Annotated in this window: 17 protein-coding genes; 8 read left to right on the top strand and 9 right to left on the bottom strand. The window is 69.4% G+C overall.

The features are described from left to right. Nucleotides 1-6: 6 nt before the first annotated feature. Nucleotides 7-435, bottom strand: coding sequence for a hypothetical protein (locus ACIPVN_RS04350; protein WP_400439936.1), 429 nt, complete (start codon nt 433-435; stop codon nt 7-9). A 79-nt stretch (nt 436-514) separates the two neighbouring features. On the opposite strand from ACIPVN_RS04350, the gene ACIPVN_RS04345 reads away from it, so the two are divergent. Beyond that, nucleotides 515-721 carry a DUF3499 family protein gene (locus ACIPVN_RS04345; RefSeq protein WP_400439933.1) on the top strand — a complete coding sequence of 69 codons (207 nt, stop codon included), beginning with the start codon at nt 515-517 and terminating at the stop codon, nt 719-721. A gap of 3 nt (nt 722-724) precedes the next feature. On the opposite strand, the gene ACIPVN_RS04340 is transcribed toward ACIPVN_RS04345, so the two are convergent. Further along, nucleotides 725-1,534: an RDD family protein gene (locus ACIPVN_RS04340; protein ID WP_400439930.1), complete on the bottom strand. Its 810-nt coding sequence runs from the start codon at nt 1,532-1,534 to the stop codon at nt 725-727. On the opposite strand from ACIPVN_RS04340, the gene ACIPVN_RS04335 reads away from it, so the two are divergent. After that, nucleotides 1,533-2,543: a stage II sporulation protein M gene (locus tag ACIPVN_RS04335; protein WP_400439927.1), complete on the top strand. Its 1,011-nt coding sequence runs from the start codon at nt 1,533-1,535 to the stop codon at nt 2,541-2,543. The two genes, ACIPVN_RS04340 and ACIPVN_RS04335, sit on opposite strands and share 2 nt — an antisense overlap. A gap of 9 nt (nt 2,544-2,552) precedes the next feature. On the opposite strand, the gene ACIPVN_RS04330 is transcribed toward ACIPVN_RS04335, so the two are convergent. Genes ACIPVN_RS04330 through ACIPVN_RS04310 form a run of 5 tightly spaced genes read right to left on the bottom strand, consistent with a single transcriptional unit; the run spans nt 2,553 to nt 8,089 of the window. Beyond that, the gene (locus ACIPVN_RS04330) at nt 2,553-3,860 is read right to left on the bottom strand and encodes a DUF58 domain-containing protein (protein ID WP_400439924.1); all 1,308 of its coding nucleotides are present in this window, start codon (nt 3,858-3,860) and stop codon (nt 2,553-2,555) included. After that, nucleotides 3,861-4,784 (bottom strand): AAA family ATPase, encoded by a 924-nt coding sequence (locus ACIPVN_RS04325; RefSeq protein WP_400443299.1) that lies wholly within the window; start codon nt 4,782-4,784, stop codon nt 3,861-3,863. It abuts the gene before it with no gap. Between the two features lie 37 nt (nt 4,785-4,821). After that, complete coding sequence (locus ACIPVN_RS04320) at nt 4,822-6,012, bottom strand: DUF4350 domain-containing protein (RefSeq protein WP_400439921.1); 1,191 nt, start codon at nt 6,010-6,012, stop codon at nt 4,822-4,824. A gap of 44 nt (nt 6,013-6,056) precedes the next feature. Continuing rightward, complete coding sequence (locus ACIPVN_RS04315; protein WP_400439918.1) at nt 6,057-6,698, bottom strand: DUF4129 domain-containing protein; 642 nt, start codon at nt 6,696-6,698, stop codon at nt 6,057-6,059. Further along, entirely contained in the window at nt 6,695-8,089 is a 1,395-nt protein-coding gene (locus ACIPVN_RS04310; protein WP_400439915.1) for a hypothetical protein, read from the bottom strand. Before ACIPVN_RS04310 ends, ACIPVN_RS04315 begins: the two co-directional genes overlap by 4 nt. A 97-nt stretch (nt 8,090-8,186) precedes the next feature. Between ACIPVN_RS04310 and mtrA the strand changes: the two genes are divergently transcribed. The 5 genes from mtrA to hpf all read left to right on the top strand — a co-directional run bounded on the left by mtrA (nt 8,187) and on the right by hpf (nt 13,800). Beyond that, a complete protein-coding gene (gene mtrA, locus ACIPVN_RS04305) occupies nt 8,187-8,867 on the top strand; it encodes an MtrAB system response regulator MtrA (RefSeq protein WP_400439912.1) in 681 nt (226 codons plus the stop codon). Between the two features lie 7 nt (nt 8,868-8,874). Then, nucleotides 8,875-10,554, top strand: a complete 1,680-nt coding sequence (gene mtrB, locus ACIPVN_RS04300; protein WP_400439908.1) for an MtrAB system histidine kinase MtrB — start codon at nt 8,875-8,877, stop codon at nt 10,552-10,554. Continuing rightward, nucleotides 10,551-12,275 carry an LpqB family beta-propeller domain-containing protein gene (locus tag ACIPVN_RS04295; protein WP_400439905.1) on the top strand — a complete coding sequence of 575 codons (1,725 nt, stop codon included), beginning with the start codon at nt 10,551-10,553 and terminating at the stop codon, nt 12,273-12,275. The genes mtrB and ACIPVN_RS04295 overlap by 4 nt, the downstream gene beginning before the upstream one ends. Nucleotides 12,276-12,374: 99 nt before the next feature. Then, on the top strand, nt 12,375-13,049 hold the full coding sequence (locus ACIPVN_RS04290) for a ComF family protein (RefSeq protein WP_400439902.1): 675 nt from the start codon (nt 12,375-12,377) through the stop codon (nt 13,047-13,049). 94 nt (nt 13,050-13,143) lie between these two features. Beyond that, nucleotides 13,144-13,800 (top strand): ribosome hibernation-promoting factor, HPF/YfiA family, encoded by a 657-nt coding sequence (hpf, locus tag ACIPVN_RS04285; RefSeq protein WP_247622862.1) that lies wholly within the window; start codon nt 13,144-13,146, stop codon nt 13,798-13,800. A 59-nt stretch (nt 13,801-13,859) separates the two neighbouring features. Here hpf and ACIPVN_RS04280 read toward each other — a convergent pair whose 3' ends face one another. Continuing rightward, complete coding sequence (locus ACIPVN_RS04280) at nt 13,860-15,197, bottom strand: hypothetical protein (RefSeq protein WP_400439899.1); 1,338 nt, start codon at nt 15,195-15,197, stop codon at nt 13,860-13,862. Nucleotides 15,198-15,274: 77 nt separating this feature from the next. Then, nucleotides 15,275-15,883 carry a helix-turn-helix transcriptional regulator gene (locus ACIPVN_RS04275; protein WP_400439896.1) on the bottom strand — a complete coding sequence of 203 codons (609 nt, stop codon included), beginning with the start codon at nt 15,881-15,883 and terminating at the stop codon, nt 15,275-15,277. Between the two features lie 165 nt (nt 15,884-16,048). Between ACIPVN_RS04275 and secA the strand changes: the two genes are divergently transcribed. Then, entirely contained in the window at nt 16,049-18,850 is a 2,802-nt protein-coding gene (gene secA, locus ACIPVN_RS04270) for a preprotein translocase subunit SecA (RefSeq protein WP_400439894.1), read from the top strand. The last annotated feature ends 57 nt before the right edge of the window (nt 18,851-18,907 follow it).

Below are 18,907 nucleotides of genomic sequence, written 5' to 3'. Positions count from 1 at the left end.
TTCGCGTCAGTGGTCGTGGCCGAGATCCCACGGCTCGCGGCCGACGTACTCGGCCGCTGCGCGGAACACGGCGCTCTCGATCGCCATCCGTCGGTGCGCGTTGTCGTCGTGTCCGGGAGGGAGTAGACGCTCGATGGGCAGGCGGAAGAGGACGATGCGCGCGTGATCGCGGTCGAGGTGCCAGCGCGGCACCTCGTCGCCTGCCTCGAACCCGGGCATTGCGCCGATCTCGAATCGCACGTCCTGCAACTCCGGCCACGTCCCGCGGAGGAACTCGACGGCGGTCCCCACCGAGAGGTCGAACCGGTCGAGGCGTCCGTCGAGCGGAGCCAGAGGAGGCCTCACGACCTCGCTGCGCCCGAGCCGGCCGTGTCGTCCGTGCCGCGCGCCGCGTCGCGGCGTTTCGGGGGAGCGGGTGGCACGTCGACGGGGCATGACGAAAGTCTAGGCCGTGTGCGGCGTCGGACGGCGCGGCATCCGTCTTCGACGCGCTCCGAACCGTAGCCTGGCACGGATGGACGGACGACTCTGCTCGAAGGTGTGCTGCGCGCGAGAAGCGGTGGCTACGCTCACGTACGACTACGGCGATCAGATGGCCGCGCTCGGCCCCCTCGGGCTCGAACGTCACCCGCATGCGCACGATCTGTGCGCGCAGCACGCCGACCGCTTGTCGGTGCCCGCAGGGTGGATCGTCGTGCGCCACGAAGCGTTGCGCGCCTGAGCGTCAGACCCCGACGCGCCGCCCGGTGAGCCGCTCGGCGCGGGCATCCGAAGTGGTGAGGGCGCGCCGCTCGCGTTCACGCCGGATGGCCGTGATCGCGACCAGCGCTCGCTCCGGTGTCGCCGGGGGCAAGGGAGAGACGAAGGCGGATGCCTCGGCGAGCAGCTCCTGCGCGACGCGCGCGCGAGCCCCGGGCACGAGCTGGTGCGCCGAGGCGAGGAACTGCGAGATGCGCCGGGCGAGGCGGTCGGGCAGACGTGCGACGTCGGCGATCTGCGACCAGCCGATCAGCTCACCGGGCATCACCGGGACGTTCTCGACGAGAACGGGTGTGCGCACGCGCTGGCTGAACGTGCCCGCGACGAGATCTCCCAGGCGCTGGGATCGCGCGGTGAGGGCGCCCGAGAGCACGGCGAGGCCGCCGAAGGTCATATAGATCTCGAGCACACCCAGAAGCGCGCGGATGAACGCGTGCCGGAACCCCGTCGCCCCGCCGTCGAGGCGGACGATGCGCCCGCCGACGGCCAGCTTGCCGAGGCTGCGGCCCTTCGTCAACATCTCCACGCTCAGGGGCAGCACGAGAAAGCTCACCGCGAGAGAGGCGATGGTCGCGATCCGGTCGGTCGCTTCGGTGAGAATGCCGGCGTCGAGCAGCCAGACGCGGAGGAACAGCCACAGGATGAAGACCCCGTAGCCGAGCAGCATGTCGATGAGCGCCCCGAGCGAACGCAGGAGGAACCCGACCGGCTGGACGTCGATGGCGACGGCTTCCCCGGAGAGCATCTCGTCGGTCGTATCGATCGGCGCGGACATGAGTACAGTAAATCAGGTGGATGCCGATGCGTTGACCGATGCACGCCGCGCCGAGTGGGCGCGACTGGATGAGCTCAGCACTTCGCGGCTGGACGGGGCCGGGGTCGACGAACTCATCGTGCGTTATCGCGCCGCGTCGGCGGATCTCGCGGAGCTCAAGACATCGGTCGGCGACTCGCCGCAGGGTAACTACCTGTCGACGATCCTCGTTCGCGCTCGCATGCGGCTCACTGGGGCATCCGACAGCGTCCTCACCCAGTCCTCGCGATTCTTCGCTCGGCAGTTCCCCGCGGCGCTCTACCGTCTGCGGTGGCTCACATTGGCGATCGCCGTCGTGTTCCTCGCGATCGCGATCGGAACCGCCGCCTGGATCGCGAGTGACCCGGCGCTCGTGGCGACGCTCGGCCCACCCGCTGCTCTCGAGCAGTACGCAGACGAGAGCTTCACCGGCTACTACACAGAGAATCCCGCCGCGGTATTCATGGGCATGGTGTGGTCGAACAACGCGTGGCTGGCAATGCTCTGCGTCATCTTCGGGGTGACCGGGATCTACCCCGTGTACATGATCGTCACGAACGCTATGGCGATCGGGCAAGCCGGCGCGATCATGGCCGCCTACGACAAGGCCGACATCATGGTGCTGTACGTCCTGCCGCACGGGATGCTGGAGATGACGTGCCTGTTCGTCGCGGCTGCCGGCGGGCTACGACTGTTTTGGTCGTGGGTGGCACCGGGGCACCGATCACGCTCGGAATCGCTCGCGCAGGAGGGCAGAGCTCTCGCAACGGTTTCGCTCGGCCTCATTTTCGCGATGTTCCTCGCCGGCCTCGTCGAGGGCTTCGTGACGGGGTGGGCTCTGCCGTGGCCGCTCAAGATCGGCATCGGCGCGTCGGCGTTGGCCGTATTCCTGATCTACATGCTCGTCGTCGGTCGACGCGCGTATCGCCGCGGCGAGACGGGTGATCTCGTCGAGTACGAGGCGGGCACCCCACGACTTCTCGCGGGGTGACCGGAGCGCTCAGAGCCGGCCTGCAGCCTTGAGCTCGAGATAGCGGTCGGCGATCCGCGGCGGGAGATCCTCGGGGTCAGCGGAGATCGCTTCGCCGCCCGCTCGGCGGATCGCGTCCGCCACATTCTCGGCGTCGCGCAGAGTGCGCTCGGCGGCCGCGGCGAGGTAGACATCCTCGCGCGAACCGCGCTGCTGGGCCAGCTCGACGATCGACTCGTCGGTGACGGACCCCACCAGGATCGACGTCGCCCGCGAGGCATCCGGAAAAGCGCCGAGGAAGCCTCGCGCCGATTCCGCGGCGTCCTGCGCGGTGAGTACGACGATGAGCGAGGGGCGAGTCGTCAGCGTGCGCACGGCTGCGAACGCGCCGTGCCAGTCGGTGTCGACGAGGCGCGCGTGCACCGGGGCCATGGCGTCGGTCAGCGCGGGCAGGAGAGCATTGCCCTCGACACCGGTCACCCGTGCCCGGACGACGCGGTCGTACATCAGCAGGTGCACGTGGTCGCCCGCGCGTGCCGCGAGAGCCGCGAGGAGGAGTGCGGCCTCGAGCGCGGCATCCGCTCGTGTTCCGTCGCCCACGCGGGCTGCCGCGGTGCGTCCGGTGTCGATGATGATGACGACGTGCCGATCGCGCTCCGGTCGCCAGGTGCGCAGCATGGTGGTGCCGGCGCGGGCAGTCGCCCGCCAGTCGATCGATCGCACGTCGTCGCCGCGCACGTACTCGCGCAGCGAGTCGAACTCGGTGCCCTGACCGCGCACCTGGATGCTCGTGTTGCCGTCGAGCTCGCGCAGCCGGGCGAGACGTGAGGGGAGGTGCTTGCGGGACGAGAAGGCGGGGAGCACTCGGATCGCTCCCCGCACGCGGTGGACGGCCTGCCGTCCGGCGAGACCGAGGGGGCCGCGGGAACGGATCACCACGAATTCGCTCACCAGTTCGCCTCGGCGGCGGGGGAGGAGCGGGATGTCGACGCGACGCCGCTCGCCGCTCGGGATATCGAGGGTCTGCCGTGCGGATCCCGCTCCGGCCGTCGGCTGCCAGGCGTCGCGGAGGAGCGCGTGCAGTTCGCGGGAGCCGTGATTGTGAACGGCGACGCTGACCGGCACCGCCTCGCCCAGTCGTGCGCGGGCCGGAACGCGCCGGCTCACGGTCACCGACCGCGGGCTCGCAGCGAGAGCGACGTCGAGAGCGACCAGAGCGACGCACAGGCCGACCCACGCACCGAGCACCGCGTAGGGCGGAAATCCTCCGAGCCCGGCGATGACCACTGGCACGACGCCGACGGCCACGGCGAGCGCGAGGCGACCCGTGACGAACACTTAGATCGGCACCCGGGTCTGCTGCACCACGGAGGTCAGTACGGCATCCGCCGAGACGCCCTCCATCTGTGCGTCCGGGCGCAGCTGCAGACGGTGACGCCAGACCGGTACGAGCATCGTCTGCACGTGGTCGGGCGTGACCGCCGTCGAGCCGTTGAGCCAGGCCCAGGCCTTCGCGGCCGCGAGGAGGCCGGTCGAAGCGCGCGGGCTCGCCCCCAGCTCGACCGACGGGGTCTGGCGTGTGGCGCGGGCGAGGTCGACGACATAGCCGAGCACGTCGTCCGTCACCTCGACACGTCCGGCGGCGGCCTGGGCAGCGCGGATCTCGTCCGCGGTCACGACCGCTTCGATGCCGGTGAGCTCGCGCGGCGAGAAGCCGGCGGCGTGCTTACGCAGCACCGACACCTCCGCGTCGCGTTCGGGCATGCCGACCACGAGCTTCATGAGGAACCGGTCGAGTTGAGCCTCGGGCAGCGAGTACGTGCCCTCGTGCTCGATGGGGTTCTGGGTCGCCGCGACGAGGAACGGATCGGGGAGGGCGCGGCTCGTGCCGTCGGCCGACACCTGCCGCTCCTCCATCGCCTCGAGCAGCGCCGCCTGCGTCTTCGGGGGCGTTCGGTTGATCTCGTCCGCCAGCAGGATGTTCGTGAACACCGGGCCGGCGCGGAAGTCGAACTCGCCCGTGCGCGCGTCGTACACGAGCGATCCGGTCACGTCACCGGGCATGAGGTCGGGGGTGAACTGCACGCGCTTGGTGTCGAGGCCCAGTGCCCGGGCGAAGGAGCGCACGACCAGGGTCTTCGCCACACCCGGAACGCCCTCGAGCAGTACGTGCCCCCGGGCGAGCAGTGACACCAGCAGGCCGGTCACCGTGCCGGCCTGACCGACCACGGCCTTGTCGACCTCGCTGCGGACGCGGTGCATCGCCCCGCGCAGGGCGGTGTCGTCGGCGGGATTGTACTCAGCGGTCACGGGTGTCCTCGGCTTCCGTCGTGGATGGAGTGTGTGGGGATGGCTCGCCCGTCGCTCGGGCGGTTCGATGGGTCTTCTCGACGGCGTCCTCGAGGTCGGCGAGTCGTCGGGCGAGTTCGACGAGTGCTGCATCGTCGGAGGGCAACGGCCCGGCGAGTAGAGCCTGGAGGGTGCCCCGGGGAATGCGCAGACGATCGGATGCCGCATCGGCGACCTCGTCGGACGTCGCCCGTGCCGTCAGACCGAGCCGTCGGGCCAGGCGCCGTTGCGCGCCGTCGCGGATCGCGAGCGCCGCGTGCGGGGCATCCGCCGCCTTCGCCGTCAGACGTGCGCGACCGTGCATCGTCTCGGAAGCGCGAACCGTGACCGGCAGCGTCTCCGCCACCAGCGGACCGAACCGCCGGCCGCGCCAGAGGGCAGCGGCGACCCCGGAGAGCACCAGGAGGAGGATCGCCGGGGTCACCCACGGCGGTGTCAGCGTCCCCAAGGTGTCCGGCGAAGTCCCCTCGATATCGGAATCCGCGAGCGAAGGAACGTACCAGGCCACGCGATCGGTCTGGCCCAGCAGCGCGAGCGCGAGCGCCGCATTCCCGTTCTCGGCGAGATAGGCGTTGCTGAACAGGCGGGAACCGTCGACGATGGAGGTCCGGCGACCGGCGTCGTCGGCGATGAGCAGGGCCGCTCCCTCGCGATCGCCGAAGCACCACTCCACGCCCGGCGCCGGTGTCATCAGCCGATCGGGCTCGATCGTGCCGACCTCGGCGAACTCCCCGGCAGTGCACTGCGCGTCGACCTCGGCGAGCGGAGCCGACGAATAGGTACCGAGATCGAGGTCGTCGAGCAGGTGCGCTCCCACCGAGAGGAAGACGACACGATCGGCGGGCTCCATCAGTTCGGCGAGGCCCTCATCGCTGAGTGTGTACGGATTGGTCATGACGAGCGTCGTGTTCTCGTCCAGGGCGGCGCGCGCATCGACGCGCGAGCGATACACATCGACCTCGACACCCTGATCCCGCAGGATCTCGGCGAGCGCCAGCGCGCCCGAGTCGCCTCGCCCTTCGGGATCGAGAGAGCGGCGGTCACTCGGAGCAGTCGCGGCGATCTGGAGCCCCACCCACGCCACACCGACGACGAGTGCGGCGACGATCACCCAGCCGATGACCGAGCGCAGTCGTCTCATCGGTTCTACAGTGACCGGCGCGTCGCTTCGCTCCTCGGCGACGGTCATGCGGTCACCACCGCCGGCCGGCGGGACCGCAGACGCTCGTCGGTGGCGGCCAGGGCGGCGTAGGACTCGGGCGTCGCGGGGTGGCGCAGATAGCGGACGTCATCGAATGCGGTTGCGGCGCTGCGCATCGGTACGGACTCGTCGGCGAACACCGCGCTGGCTTCGCGGGCGATGGCCTGGGCGGTGGCTCCCGGAGCGGGGTCGATGAGGTCGCGCTCGAGCAGGTCGCGGGCGATCGCGCGGAACCTCAAGACGGTGGCGGCATCCCAGTCCTCGGCGCGGGCGCTGCGTTCCGCCTCTGCGCGCAACTGCGCCGCCGAGCGGTCGTCGTCGACACCGAGGAGGTCGGTGCGAGCCCGGGCGACGGAGCGCGAGCGTCGCGGGCGCCCCCAGACGATCAGCGCGACGATCAGCGCGGCACCGATCAGGATGCAGACGATGATGAGGGCGGATGGCCCGACGGCCGCGCCGTTGTCGGAGCTGAAGAGGTTGCCGATGAATCGGCCGATGTCGCGTGCAAGATAGTCGAACCACGAGGGTTCGGCATCGGCATAGCGCGGATTGCTCAACTCTTCTTCGGCCCAGCGGCGCGCGTCGTCGCCGTCCGGGACGAACAGGTCGTCGAACGGTCGGATCATGCCCGGGGATCACCGTCGCCCGGGGCGGTCCACGGTGCCGCTGCGGGCGGTGCCGCGGGCGGTGCCGGGGGAGCGGGCGGTGCGGTGTACGCGGGGGGAGCGGGCGGTGCGCCGGAGGGCTGCGGTGCGGGTGCGTACCCGAACGGCTGGGGCTGCGGCGGGTGGTACGCCCGCGTCTGCTGCTGCTGCTGCTGCGCGTATCCGTACGGCGCCGGATACCCGGGCTGCTGCGGCATGCCGGAGGGTGCGGGGTACGCGTACGACTGCGACAGGAGGACGTAGTCGGGGACGGCCTTGGGCGGCGGCGCGCTCGAGACGGCCCGCGTCGGGTCGACCGCGTAGGGGTCGCCGAGCTGTTCCTCGGTCCACCCCATGTCGCTGCGCTCGACGTAGGAGACGAGGGTCTGGTCGAGCCCCTCGTAGCGCATGCGGGAGTCGAGGTAGATGAGAGCCGCACTCGTGCTCTGCACGACCAGAGTGATCGCCTGGAGGACGAGGGTGAGGATCTGCGGGGCGAGGATCAGGAGGATCATGCCGATGATCGCGCTGGGCTCGGGGTCTCCGGTCGGCACGAGCACCGCTCCGAACATCTGCGCGAACAGCTGCGCGGGCACCGCCACCACGTTCATCGCGATGCCCATGATGAAGCTGATGAGGAAGCTCACGCCGAAAGCGACCCAGAAGCGGCCGCGGATCAGCCGCCAGGACCGCACGATCGCGTCCTTGAGCCGTGCGCGTTCGAAGACGAGGATCGAGGGCACGAGCATCAGCTTCGTGCTGAGCCAGACGTAGAGCGGAATGCAGGCGAGGAAGAAGACGACCACGATCAGCACGATGAGACCGACGGTTTCGGGGGAGGTTCCCATCCCGCCGGCGATGCCACCGGCGATGATGCCGAACAGGATGAGCGCGACCACGATGAGGAGTCCGAAGACCGCGACGATCACGAGTGCGGAGTAGGCCGCGAGACGCCAGAAGGCGGGTGCCATCCGGCGCCACAGCATCCGCAGTGTGGCCTTCCTGCCGATCGTGGCATAGCTGACGTCGGCGGCGATCACGCCCTGCATGATGGCGGTGACGGCGATCGAGGCGAGTCCGACCAGGATGCCCGCGACGACGTTGATCGCGATGGTGCCCGCCGCGACGGCCTCGAAGTCGGGACTCGCGGTCGACACGGTCTCGAGCCGGGAGAAGGTCGTGAAGAGTACGAGCCCCATCACGAGCGCCGCGAGCACCAGAATCACGAGCTGCAGAACGACGGCGAAGCCGAACAGCACCTTGGGGTTGTGCCGCAGCGCGGCGAACGACTTCCCGAGCAGCATTCCGAACGTCATCGGGTGCAGGGGGATGACGCCCTTCTTCCGGGCAGGGGTCCAGGTCTGGGCGCTCACAGCACTTCCCTCCGTCGTGCGCCTCCATCGTGCCATATCCCCGGTGTTGGCGCGCAGGCCTGGGGAACGTGAGACCGAGTGCCATAAGGTAACAGTTATGACCTCACGCATCCTTGTGGTCGATGACGACACCGCGCTCGCCGAGATGATCGGCATCGTGCTGCGCACCGAAGGATTCGAACCCGTGTTCTGCGCCGACGGAGCACGTGCCGTCGACGAGTGGCGTGCACAGCGCCCGGATCTCGTCCTCCTCGATCTGATGCTCCCCGGAATGGACGGGATCGAGATCTGCACGCGTATCCGCGCCGAGTCCGGCGTGCCCGTCATCATGCTGACGGCGCGCACCGACACCGCCGACGTCGTGCGGGGTCTCGAGGTCGGCGCCGACGACTACATGGTCAAGCCGTTCAATCCGAAGGAGCTGGTCGCGCGCATCCGCACGCGGCTCCGGCCCGTGCCGCAGACGACCAGCGAGCAGCTCCGCGTCGGAGATCTGACCGTCGACGTCGATGCGCATGAGGTGCGCCGCGGCACGGCGCCGATCGCCCTCACCCCTCTCGAGTTCCAGCTGCTCGTCGCTCTCGCCTCGAAGCCGCAGCAGGTGTTCTCCCGCGAGATGCTGCTCGAGCAGGTGTGGGGGTACCACTACAAGGCCGACACGCGTCTCGTGAACGTGCACGTGCAGCGACTGCGCGCGAAGGTCGAGCTCGACCCCGACAACCCCCGGATCGTGATGACGGTCCGCGGCGTCGGCTATCGCGCCGGGAGCGCTGTCTGACACGCCCATGGCCGTGACGACAGCGACCACCACGGCGGTCGCCGTCCTGCGCGACTGGCGCGGATGGCCGACGGTTCTGGCTTCCCTCTGGCGGCGATCGCTGCGATTCCGCACCCTCGCGGTGACCCTGCTCGCGACCTCGCTCGCGATCCTCATCACCTGCGTCACGATGGCGCTCGTGATCCAGAACGACCTCTTCGTCTCGCAGAAGAACCAGGCGCTCGAAGACGCCCGTCGTGCGGTCGACGTCGCCCAGAGCACGCTCGACGTCGCCGAGGTCGGAGACGACCCGGCGGCCCTCGCCGATCTGTGGAACACGATCCAGGCCGGATTCGCCCAGAACTCGAATGCCGATCAGCTCACCGGCATCCGTGTGGACGCCGATGCGAACGGCGTGCGCCTCAACGGCTTCACGGCCGGTCTGAGCGCGAGCCTGCTCAGTGACGGCCTCCGTGCGCGCGTCGTCGAGTTCGACGACCGCCAGGCCTGGCAGTCGGTCGCCCTCCCCGTCGAAGGCGGGGGAGAGGTGCCAGGGATCATCGTCGGGCAGCAGGTCGTCGTTCCCGAGGCGGGTCCCTTCGAGATCTACTTCGCGTACGACCTCTCGGATGCCGATCAGACCCTGGTGTTCGTGCAGCGCACCCTCTGGATCGCCGGGATCGGGCTCGTCGCCATCGTGGCAGCCATCTCCTGGATCGTCCTCCGCACGGTGTCGACGCCGATCATCCAGGCGGCGGAGACCAGTGCGCGCCTCGCCTCCGGCGACCTGGCCGTGCGCCTGGAGGTGCACGGCGAGGACGAACTCGCGACACTCGGACGGTCGTTCAACGCGATGGCCGACAGCATCGAAGCGCAGATCAAGGAGCTCGGGGAGCTGTCGATGGTGCAGCAGAGGTTCGTGTCCGACGTCTCGCACGAGCTGCGTACCCCGCTGACGACGATCCGTCTCGCCGCCGACATGCTCAACGATCAGCGCGCGGACTTCGACCCGGTCACGGCGCGGGCCGCCGAACTCATGCACGCGCAGGTGCAGCGCTTCGAGACGCTGCTGTCCGACCTGCTCGAGATCAGCCGCTACGACGCCGGGTCGGTGCAGCTGGAGCTCGAGGCGACGAGTCTCGCGCACGTCGCCGAGGACGTCATCGAGCAGATGCGTCCGCTCGCCGAGGGACACGGAACCGAACTGCGGCTCGTCGCTCCCGGAGGATATTCCCCGGTCGACATGGACCCGCGCCGAGTACGCCGCGTCCTCCGCAACCTGATCGGGAACGCGATCGAGCATGGCGAGGGGCGCCCCGTCGTCATCACGGTCGACAGCAATCAGCATGCGGTCGCCGCCGGCGTCCGCGACTTCGGGTTGGGGATGGAACCGGCCGATGCCCAGCGCGTCTTCGACCGCTTCTGGCGCGCCGATCCGTCGCGTCAGAGGACGATCGGCGGCACCGGGCTGGGACTGTCGATCGCACTGGGGGATGCCACTCTGCACGGGGGCGCACTGTCGGTGTGGTCGGAGCTCGGTATCGGGACCAACTTCGTGCTCACCCTTCCCCGCCACGGCACGACGCTCGACGGGCCGAGCCCCGTGGCCGTCGAACCGCAGGACTCCCTCGCCGAACTCGGCGACGCCACGCAACCGCTCTCACTCACGGACGTGCGACGCGAGATGCTCGGGGGTGAGGACGAATGAGTGCCTTCCGAATGCGGAGACTCCTGCGGGGCATCGCGCTCGCCGCAGCGAGCCTGGTCCTGCTCACCGCGTGCACCGGTCTGCCGACCTCGGGCGACGTCAACGTGGGGCTCGAACTCGGGGAGTCGCCCGACGACGCGGACTTCCTCCCGCTCGCCTCCGGCCCGGCGCCGGGGGCCGGACCCCGGGAGATCGTCGAAGGATTCATGGAGGCCGCGATCACACCCGCGGAGAACTGGGAGATCGCCCGCCGGTTCCTCACCCCCGACATGCAGCGATCGTGGCGGCCGAGTACGGGGGTAGCCGTCGACGCCTCCGCCGCGGACCGGGCCGTGTCCTCGTCGGTCCTCGATGAGAACATCGAGGATGCGGATGCCGCTGACGTGCAGGTGCAGCTCGACCAGGTGGCGAGTGTGGATTCCTCGGGGGAGTACTCCTCGGCGGCGGGGCCGGCGAACCTCGCCTTCGCCCTGGAGCGCACCGAGGCGGGGGAATGGCGCATCTCGCAGGCGCCGGACGGCATCGTGATCGACGAGGAACGCTTCTCGACGGTGTTCGAGGGGTATCCGCTCCAGTACTTCGACCGCACGTGGTCGCGACTCGTGCCGGACGTGCGCTGGTTCCCGCGTCGTACGAGTATCGCGACGACCGTGGTGCAGGCGCTGATCAGCGGGTCGCCGAGTTCGTGGCTCGAGCCGGCCGTGCAGACGGCCTTCCCCGCCGACGTGCAGCTCGCGCAGGATGCCGTGCCGATCACCGCCAATCAGGTGGCGGAAGTCGCGCTGACGCGCCCGTCCGTGGCCCTCGACGCGCAGACGCTCGCCCGCATGCGCACGCAGCTGCAGGAGACATTGCGCGCGGCGGGGGTGAACGTGTCGCAGGTGAGGTTCACCGTCGACGGACGCACGCTCGATGCGGGCGTCGTGAGCGTCGTCTCGCCGCCGCAGGAGGCCGGACCGCTCGTTCTCACCGACAGCGCGTTCGGCGTCCTCGTGGGCGATGAGATCTCACCGATCGACGGGGTCAGCGACGGGATCATGGCACTCACCCAGCCCATCAGCGCGATCGATGCGGCCGCGGATGCGGGCATGGCGGCGGTGCAGCTCGCCGACGGGCATGTGTATCGGGTCGGCGATGGCCGCCTCGACGAACTCGACGCCCGCGGTGGCTTGATCGCCCCATCGCTCGATCCGTACGGATACACCTGGACGGTGCCGTCGGCGAGTCCCACCGACGTGATCGCGGCGGGCAGCGATGCGGTGCCGCACGACGTGGCGAACGCCTGGCCGGACGCGTCAGCCGTTCTGCAGATGCGTGTGTCGGCCGACGGAGCGAGGATCGCCGCCGTGATCGAGGTCGGCAGCCAACGCTGGGTCGTGGTGGCCGCGATCGTGCGGGACGAGAACGGCCTGCCGACCGAACTCGGCCCGATGAAGCAGCAGACCCGCATCGACGGAGACGTGCAGGGCCTGGTGTGGATCGGCGACTACCGCCTGGCTGTGCTCGCGGACTCGTCGAGTCCCGACCTGCTCACTCAAGTCGTCGGAGGGACGGCGACGGCGGAAGCCGCCCCGGCCGGCGCGACCTCGCTCTCGGGGGCTCGGACCGCCTCCGGGGTCCGCGTGCTCTCCGCCGACGGCTCCCTCCTCGCCCACGGGGGATCGGCATGGCGCGAGGTCGCGACCGATGTGCGGGTGCTGGCCACTCGCTCAGGGCAGTGACGTCCGTCTCCTCCTGCACCCGCGAGCGAGAGGCCACCCCTCCGCCGAAACGTGGGCATCCGGGAGGACGAGCGGCCGTCGGCGCACGATGATCGAGGGATGCCGTCGCTCTCGAACCTCGCATCCCTCGGTGATGAACTCCTCGCCTTCCTCCTCGCTGCATCGTGTGCGGGCTGCAGTGCGGGAGGGACGGTGCTCTGCGCAGTTTGTCGTGCCGAGCTGCGCCCCGCACCCCGGTCGGTGATCACGCCGAACGGACTCGAGGTGCGGGCGGCTCTGGATTTCACGGGTGTCGCCGCACGGTGCATCCGCCGGTTGAAGGGCGAGGGCGAGACTCTGCTCGCAGCGCCGCTCGGCACGGCGCTCGCGGCGGTGCTGGCGCCGCTCGCGGCGGATGCGCATCCTGTCGTGCCGGTGCCCACGTCGAGATCGGCCTTCCGGCGACGAGGCTATCGGGTACCGGAGCTGCTGCTGCGCCGAGCCGGCGTCGCTCCGTCCTCCCTGCTGCGGTCGGTGGTGCGTCGGGCGGATCAGCGTGGTCTCGATGCCCGCGCGCGAGCCGCGAACGTCCGGCGCAGCATGACCGCGCGTCGGCGTGGCGACGGTGCTCCCGTGCTGGTGATGGACGATGTCGTGACCACCGGGGCGACGCTCGACGAGGCGGCGCGAGCGCTCACCGCGGCCGGCTATCGAGTCCTCGGTGCGGTCGCGCTCGCCGCCACGCCGCGTCACGGGAAACTCATCGGAGACTCTGTCACGACACGGAGGAAGTGACCCGTGACATCCGCACCCAAGCGGACTAGCGTGGGGGGTCACAAGGCGACCACGGTCCGCCCTTGGCCGGGAGGACCGGGACAAGGAGGCAGCAATGGAAACGAGCATCGTTGGCGTCGGAGTGGGTATCACCGATCGCTTCCGAACCGTTGTCGAGGAGAAGATCGCCAGGATCCAGACATTCGCGGCTCGCGCGCAACGACTGGATGTGAAGGTCACCCACCGGGTCTACCGCAACGGCCAGGTGCCGGAGGAGACCGTCGAGCTCACACTGGTGAGCAAGGGCCCGGTCGTCCGGGCCGAGGCGACCGACGGCGACAAGTTCGTCGCACTCGACCTCGCGGTCGACAAGATGGCCGAGCAGTTGCGGCGCGCCAAGGAGAAGCGAGTCGACGGGCGCCAGCACCCGCGAGGCGCTCACTTCGAGAAGGGCAGCGGCGCCCTGGAGGGGATCGATGTCGAGCCGGCATCCGTCGACGTCCTGCGGGCAGTGGCCACGGGCAACATCCCCGTGCAGAACGATGAGGAGGAGACCTACTCTCCCGTCGTCATCCGCACGAAGAACTTCGATGCCGAGTGGATGACGGTGGAGGAGGCCGTCGACCGGATGGAGCTGGTCGGACACGACTTCTTCCTGTTCGTCGACGCTCGCACCGATCACCCGAGCGTGGTCTACCGCCGCAAGGGCTGGGACTACGGTGTCATCGCGCTGAGCGCGCAGGCCCCGCCCGCCGAGGCTCTCGCCTCCTGATCGTACGGAAAGCGGCCCGGCCCCTGAGGGGACCGGGCCGCTTTCTCGTGTGCGACGCGTCAGTCGAAGATGCCGTCGAGGAGGCTGCCGATGACGAGGCCGCCGAGGATGCCGGAGGCGATATCGCCGCCCCCTCCGCGTCGGCCGCCTCCGCCCCACCCGCCGCCGCCCCATCCGCCGTCGCCGCCCCAGCCCTGATCCTGCGGACGGGACGAGTCGATGTCGCGCTGAGCGAGCTGGAGCGCCTCGGACGCGAGGTGCGCCACGCGGCGCGCGACGAGAAGCGCCCGTTCGCGCGTCTCCTCGGCGGGCAGGAGATCGTTCAGATCCACCCGCAGTCGCTCGGATTCGGCGAGGCGTGTGCGGGCGTCGGCACCGATCCACCCGCGGTGGCCCGAGATGAGACCGCGGGCGACTCCGAGCTGGCGGTCGGCGTCGTCGATGGCGTGCTGCACCTGGGCGACGGACGGGAGCGGGTTCGCGGCGCGGTGCTCGGCGGTCGCGATCGCCTCGTCGAGCCCGGTGTTCGCGTCACGCAGACGGGAGAGCTCGGCGAAGGGGTCGTTCGGAGTCCCCGAGGGGGTGAGCGCACTCAGCGCTTCCTGGAGGGCCGAGACGGCGGCGGCCACCGCGGGAACCTGCGGCGCGTTTCGCGCGGCGATCAGGTCACCCCGTGAGTCGGCGATCACCTCGGCCAGGGTGGACTCCGCGCGCAGCGCCTCGATCTCGAAATCCTCGACGGCGTCGAGCAGGGTCGCGGCGCGGCGGGTCGCCTCGGTGGCGGTCTCGAGCGCGAGGTTCGCCTCCTCGTTCTGCTTGGCGGCCCGGCGGCGCTCCGAGACCGATGCCCCGTGCACCGCGAATGCGATGAGTTGCTCGGCCTCGCGCGCGCTCGCAGTGATCTGGGTCATCGCCGACGGGGCGTAGCGGGACGAAAGGCGCTCGATCGTGGCGGTCGTCGCCGGGATGCGCGCGGTGAGGGTCTCGGCATCCGCCCGTACCTTGGCGATCACCTCGGGTGCCCGCCGCACCTTCGCGACCGACTCGGCGAGGACGGCCGTCTTCTCGTCGAGGAGATCCTGCGCCCAGTCGCACAGCTGGATGATGCGCGCGTTGCGCGTGCGCAGCTCTTCGGGGGTGTCGGGGATCTCGTCGTGGTTGAGCTGGTGCAGCTGGAACGCCTCGCGAAGGTGGGTGCGGACGGCGGCGAGCGCCTTCTTCAGATCACCCGTCAGCGATTCCCCGAGCTCGGCCTCGGCGAATGCCAGCTCATCGGATGTCGACCGGATCCGCTCATCGGCGGAGACGAGCGCCTGCTCCGCCCGGCGTGCGAGATCTGCGTCCTGGACCGCGAGGGCTTCCTGTTCGCGTTTGCGTCTGCCCCAGATACCTGCCATGACCCGATCCTACTTTCCACGGACGAGCGGATGCCTGTGCATCCGCTCGTGGCGAACGCGGGTTCGGCGGGCGTGCCTCAGATCAGCACCGCGTCGCCGGTGCTCTTCGACGGGCGGCCGCGCTTGGGGCGCTCCTGCGTGAGCCCGAGCGCGAGAGCGTGCCGGGGGTGCGCCGCGAGCCGCTCCTCGAGATGCGTGAGCCAGCGCTCTTCCGCCTCCGCGGTGAAGATCAGGGAGTCCATGACGAGCGAACGGGCCAGCTGCTCGGCATCCTCGACATCCCCGACGGTCGTCGCCTCCGCGCGCAGGCGAGCCAGGTGTTCCGTCGTCTCGGCGCGCTGCGCCCGGATGGCCGCGCGTGCGTCGACGCCGGGCAGTGTGGCGGCCACGGCCAGCTTGATCGCGACCTCGTCGCGGACGGCGGTCGTGCGGACGACGGGGGAGGCGAGCCATCGGGCGACCTCCGCCGATCCGTCAGCGGTGATCCGCCAATAGATGTGCCCCTGGGCATCCGCGTCGAGTCTCGCGACGAATCCGTCGCGCTCGAGTCGCTCGAGCGTGTTGTAGATCTGGCCGACGTTGAGCGGCCAGCGCGACCCCGTGCGTCGATCGAACTCGTGCCGCAGCTGGTAGCCGTAGCAGGGGCCCTGGTCGAGGATCGCGAGCAGACTCTGCCGAACGGACATCGCCACCTCCTGAAGTGCTTTCCCAGCATATGCATACCTGGAAAAGCGTGGGAGCGTGGCCATGCAGGCGACGTGGAGGTCACGGCCCGGTAACATGACAACATATGCCCGGGGCGCGCTCCGTCGTGCGCCGGCACTTTACCCACCAACAGGGAGATGACATACGTGGCCAATCCTCTTGAGAAGCTGCTGCGCGCCGGCGAGGGGCGGGTCATCCGCCGCCTGAACCAGGTGGTCAAAGCCGTGGGAGCGCTGGAAGAGGACATCTCCAAGCTCACCGACGACGAGCTGCGCAACGAGACCGCCGAACTGCGTGCACGTTTCGAGAAGGGCGAGACGCTCGACCAGCTGATGCCCGAGGCCTTCGCCGCTGTCCGCGAGGCGGCCAAGCGCACGCTCGGCATGCGTGCCTACGATGTGCAGATCATGGGTGGCGCCGCGCTCCACCTCGGCAACATCGCCGAGATGAAGACGGGTGAGGGAAAGACTCTCGTCGCGACGTTCCCCGCCTACCTCAACGCGATCGCCGGCAAGGGCGTCCACGTCATCACGGTCAACGACTTCCTCGCGAGCTACCAGGCCGAGCTCATGGGACGCGTGTACCGCGCCCTCGGCATGACCACCGGCATCATCGTCTCGGGCCAGACCCCGGCCGTGCGCCGCGAACAGTACGCCGCCGACATCACCTACGGCACGAACAACGAGTTCGGCTTCGACTACCTGCGCGACAACATGGCATGGCGCAAGGAAGACCTCGTCCAGCGCGAGCACTTCTTCGCCGTCGTCGACGAGGTCGACTCGATCCTCATCGACGAGTCCCGCACCCCGCTCATCATCTCCGGTCCGTCTTCCGGTGAGGCCAACCGCTGGTTCGCCGAGTTCGCGAAGATCGCCCGCACGCTCGAGGCGGGCGTCGACTACGAGGTCGACGAGAAGAAGCGCACCGTCGGCGTGCTCGAACCCGGCATCGAGAAGGTCGAGGACTACCTCGGCATCGACAACCTCTACGAGTCGGCGAACACCCCGCTCATCTCGTTCCTGAACAACTCGATCAAGGCGCTCGCGCTGTTCAAGAAGGACACCGATTACGTCGTGATGAACGACGAGGTCATGATCGTCGACGAGCACACCGGTCGAATCCTCGTCGGACGCCGCTACAACGAGGGCATCCACCAGGCGATCGAGGCGAAGGAAGCGGTGCCGGTCAAGGCCGAGAACCAGACGCTCGCGACCGTGACCCTGCAGAACTACTTCCGTCTCTACGAGAAGCTCTCCGGCATGACCGGTACGGCCGAGACCGAAGCGGCCGAGTTCATGTCGACTTACAAGCTCGGTGTCATCCCGATCCCGACGAACCGGCCGATGATCCGCAAGGACCAGCCCGACCTGGTCTACAAGAACGAGACCGCGAAGTTCGCCCAGGTCGTCGAGGACATCGCGGAGCGCCACGCCGCGGGTCAGCCGGTGCTGGTCGGTACGACGAGCGTCGAGAAGAGCGAATACCTTTCGCGTCTGCTCGCGAAGAAGGGCGTGAAGCACGAAGTGCTCAACGCGAAGAACCACGCGCGCGAGGCCGAGATCGTCGCGCGCGCCGGTCGTCTGGGAGCGGTCACGGTCGCCACGAACATGGCCGGTCGCGGTACCGACATCATGCTCGGCGGAAACGCCGAGTTCCTCGCCGTCCAGGAGCTCAAGTCGAAGGGCCTCGACCCGGTCGAGACCCCCGAGGAGTACGAAGCGGCGTGGGACGAGACCTACGAGTCGATGAAGGGCATCGTCGCGGAGGAGGGCGAGAAGGTCACCGAGGCCGGAGGCCTCTACGTCCTGGGAACCGAACGGCACGAGTCGCGTCGGATCGACAACCAGCTGCGCGGTCGTTCCGGTCGTCAGGGCGACCCGGGCGAGAGCCGGTTCTACCTCAGCCTCACCGACGACCTCATGCGCCTCTTCCAGTCGGGGGCCGCGGAGGCGATCCTCTCGCGCACGAACTTCCCCGATGACGTGCCGATCGAATCGGGTCTCGTCTCGCGGGCCATCCGCAGTGCTCAGTCGCAGGTCGAGGCGCGCAACGCAGAGATGCGCAAGAACGTCCTGAAGTACGACGACGTCCTCAACCGTCAGCGTGAGGCCATCTACGCGGATCGCCGACACATTCTCCAGGGCGACGACATCGCCGGTCGGGTGCAGCACTTCATCGAGGACGCCATCAGCGGCGTCGTCCGCGATCACACGGGCGAGGGCCACAACGAGAGCTGGGACTTCGACGCTCTGTGGACCGAGCTCAAGACCCTGTACCCCGTGAGCGTCACGATCGACGAGGTCGTCTCCGAGGCGGCCGGTCGCAAGGGCGGCATCACCGCCGACGGACTGACCCGTGAACTGCTCTCCGACGCGAAGATCGCATACGAGGCCCGCGAGGAGGCGCTCGGCGAGGCGGCGACGCGCGAGCTCGAGCGACGCGTGGTGCTGCAGGTCCTCGATCGTCGCTGGCGCGACCACCTCTACGAGATGGACTACCTCAAGGACGGCATCGGGCTGCGTGCGATGGCTCAGCGCGACCCGCTCATCGAGTACCAGCGCGAGGGGTACGCGATGTTTCAGTCGATGATGGGGCAGATCAAGGAGGAGTCCGTCGGCTACCTCTACAACCTCGAGGTCGAGGTGCGTCGTGCCGGCGACTCGCAGGTGACCGAGGTCGAGGCGAAGGGTCTCGCAGAGGGAGCCACCGAACAGCGTCTCGAGTACTCGGCGGCCAACGACGCCGGGGAGGTCGAGGTCCGCAACGACCGTGGGCAGGTCCAGCAGGCGGCGACCGACCGCCTGCGCCAGGCGGCCGCGCGTACGCAGACGCCGCAGGCCGAGCCCGAGGAGGCGCCGCGCGGAGCGTTCGGGCAGCGCACGGATGCTCCGGCCCCGGCTGCCGGCAACCGCGAGCAGCGTCGGGCGCAGGGCAAGAAGAAGAAGTAGATCCCACCCGGATCGAAGAGGGCCAGTCCATGCGGATTGGCCCTCTTTCCGTCCCTG

This window comes from Microbacterium sp. NPDC090003 (assembly GCF_044748385.1).
Taxonomy (GTDB): Bacteria; Actinomycetota; Actinomycetes; order Actinomycetales; family Microbacteriaceae; genus Microbacterium.
The sequence above is the reverse complement of the archived record's forward strand: the minus strand, read 5'-3'. Positions and strand labels throughout refer to the sequence as shown.

Bases quoted from the DNA above. Each gene is read 5' to 3' on its own strand.
- ACIPVN_RS04295 (WP_400439905.1), top strand. From the start codon at position 10,551: ATGAGTGCCTTCCGAATGCGGAGACTCCTGCGGGGCATCGCGCTCGCC.
- ACIPVN_RS04335 (WP_400439927.1), top strand. From the start codon at position 1,533: ATGAGTACAGTAAATCAGGTGGATGCCGATGCGTTGACCGATGCACGC.
- ACIPVN_RS04325 (WP_400443299.1), bottom strand. From the start codon at position 4,784: ATGCACCGCGTCCGCAGCGAGGTCGACAAGGCCGTGGTCGGTCAGGCC.
- ACIPVN_RS04320 (WP_400439921.1), bottom strand. From the start codon at position 6,012: ATGAGACGACTGCGCTCGGTCATCGGCTGGGTGATCGTCGCCGCACTC.
- ACIPVN_RS04340 (WP_400439930.1), bottom strand. From the start codon at position 1,534: ATGTCCGCGCCGATCGATACGACCGACGAGATGCTCTCCGGGGAAGCC.
- ACIPVN_RS04315 (WP_400439918.1), bottom strand. From the start codon at position 6,698: ATGATCCGACCGTTCGACGACCTGTTCGTCCCGGACGGCGACGACGCG.
- ACIPVN_RS04275 (WP_400439896.1), bottom strand. From the start codon at position 15,883: ATGTCCGTTCGGCAGAGTCTGCTCGCGATCCTCGACCAGGGCCCCTGC.
- ACIPVN_RS04350 (WP_400439936.1), bottom strand. From the start codon at position 435: ATGCCCCGTCGACGTGCCACCCGCTCCCCCGAAACGCCGCGACGCGGC.
- ACIPVN_RS04280 (WP_400439899.1), bottom strand. From the start codon at position 15,197: ATGGCAGGTATCTGGGGCAGACGCAAACGCGAACAGGAAGCCCTCGCG.
- ACIPVN_RS04345 (WP_400439933.1), top strand. From the start codon at position 515: ATGGACGGACGACTCTGCTCGAAGGTGTGCTGCGCGCGAGAAGCGGTG.
- mtrB (WP_400439908.1), top strand. From the start codon at position 8,875: ATGGCCGTGACGACAGCGACCACCACGGCGGTCGCCGTCCTGCGCGAC.
- ACIPVN_RS04290 (WP_400439902.1), top strand. From the start codon at position 12,375: ATGCCGTCGCTCTCGAACCTCGCATCCCTCGGTGATGAACTCCTCGCC.
- mtrA (WP_400439912.1), top strand. From the start codon at position 8,187: ATGACCTCACGCATCCTTGTGGTCGATGACGACACCGCGCTCGCCGAG.
- hpf (WP_247622862.1), top strand. From the start codon at position 13,144: ATGGAAACGAGCATCGTTGGCGTCGGAGTGGGTATCACCGATCGCTTC.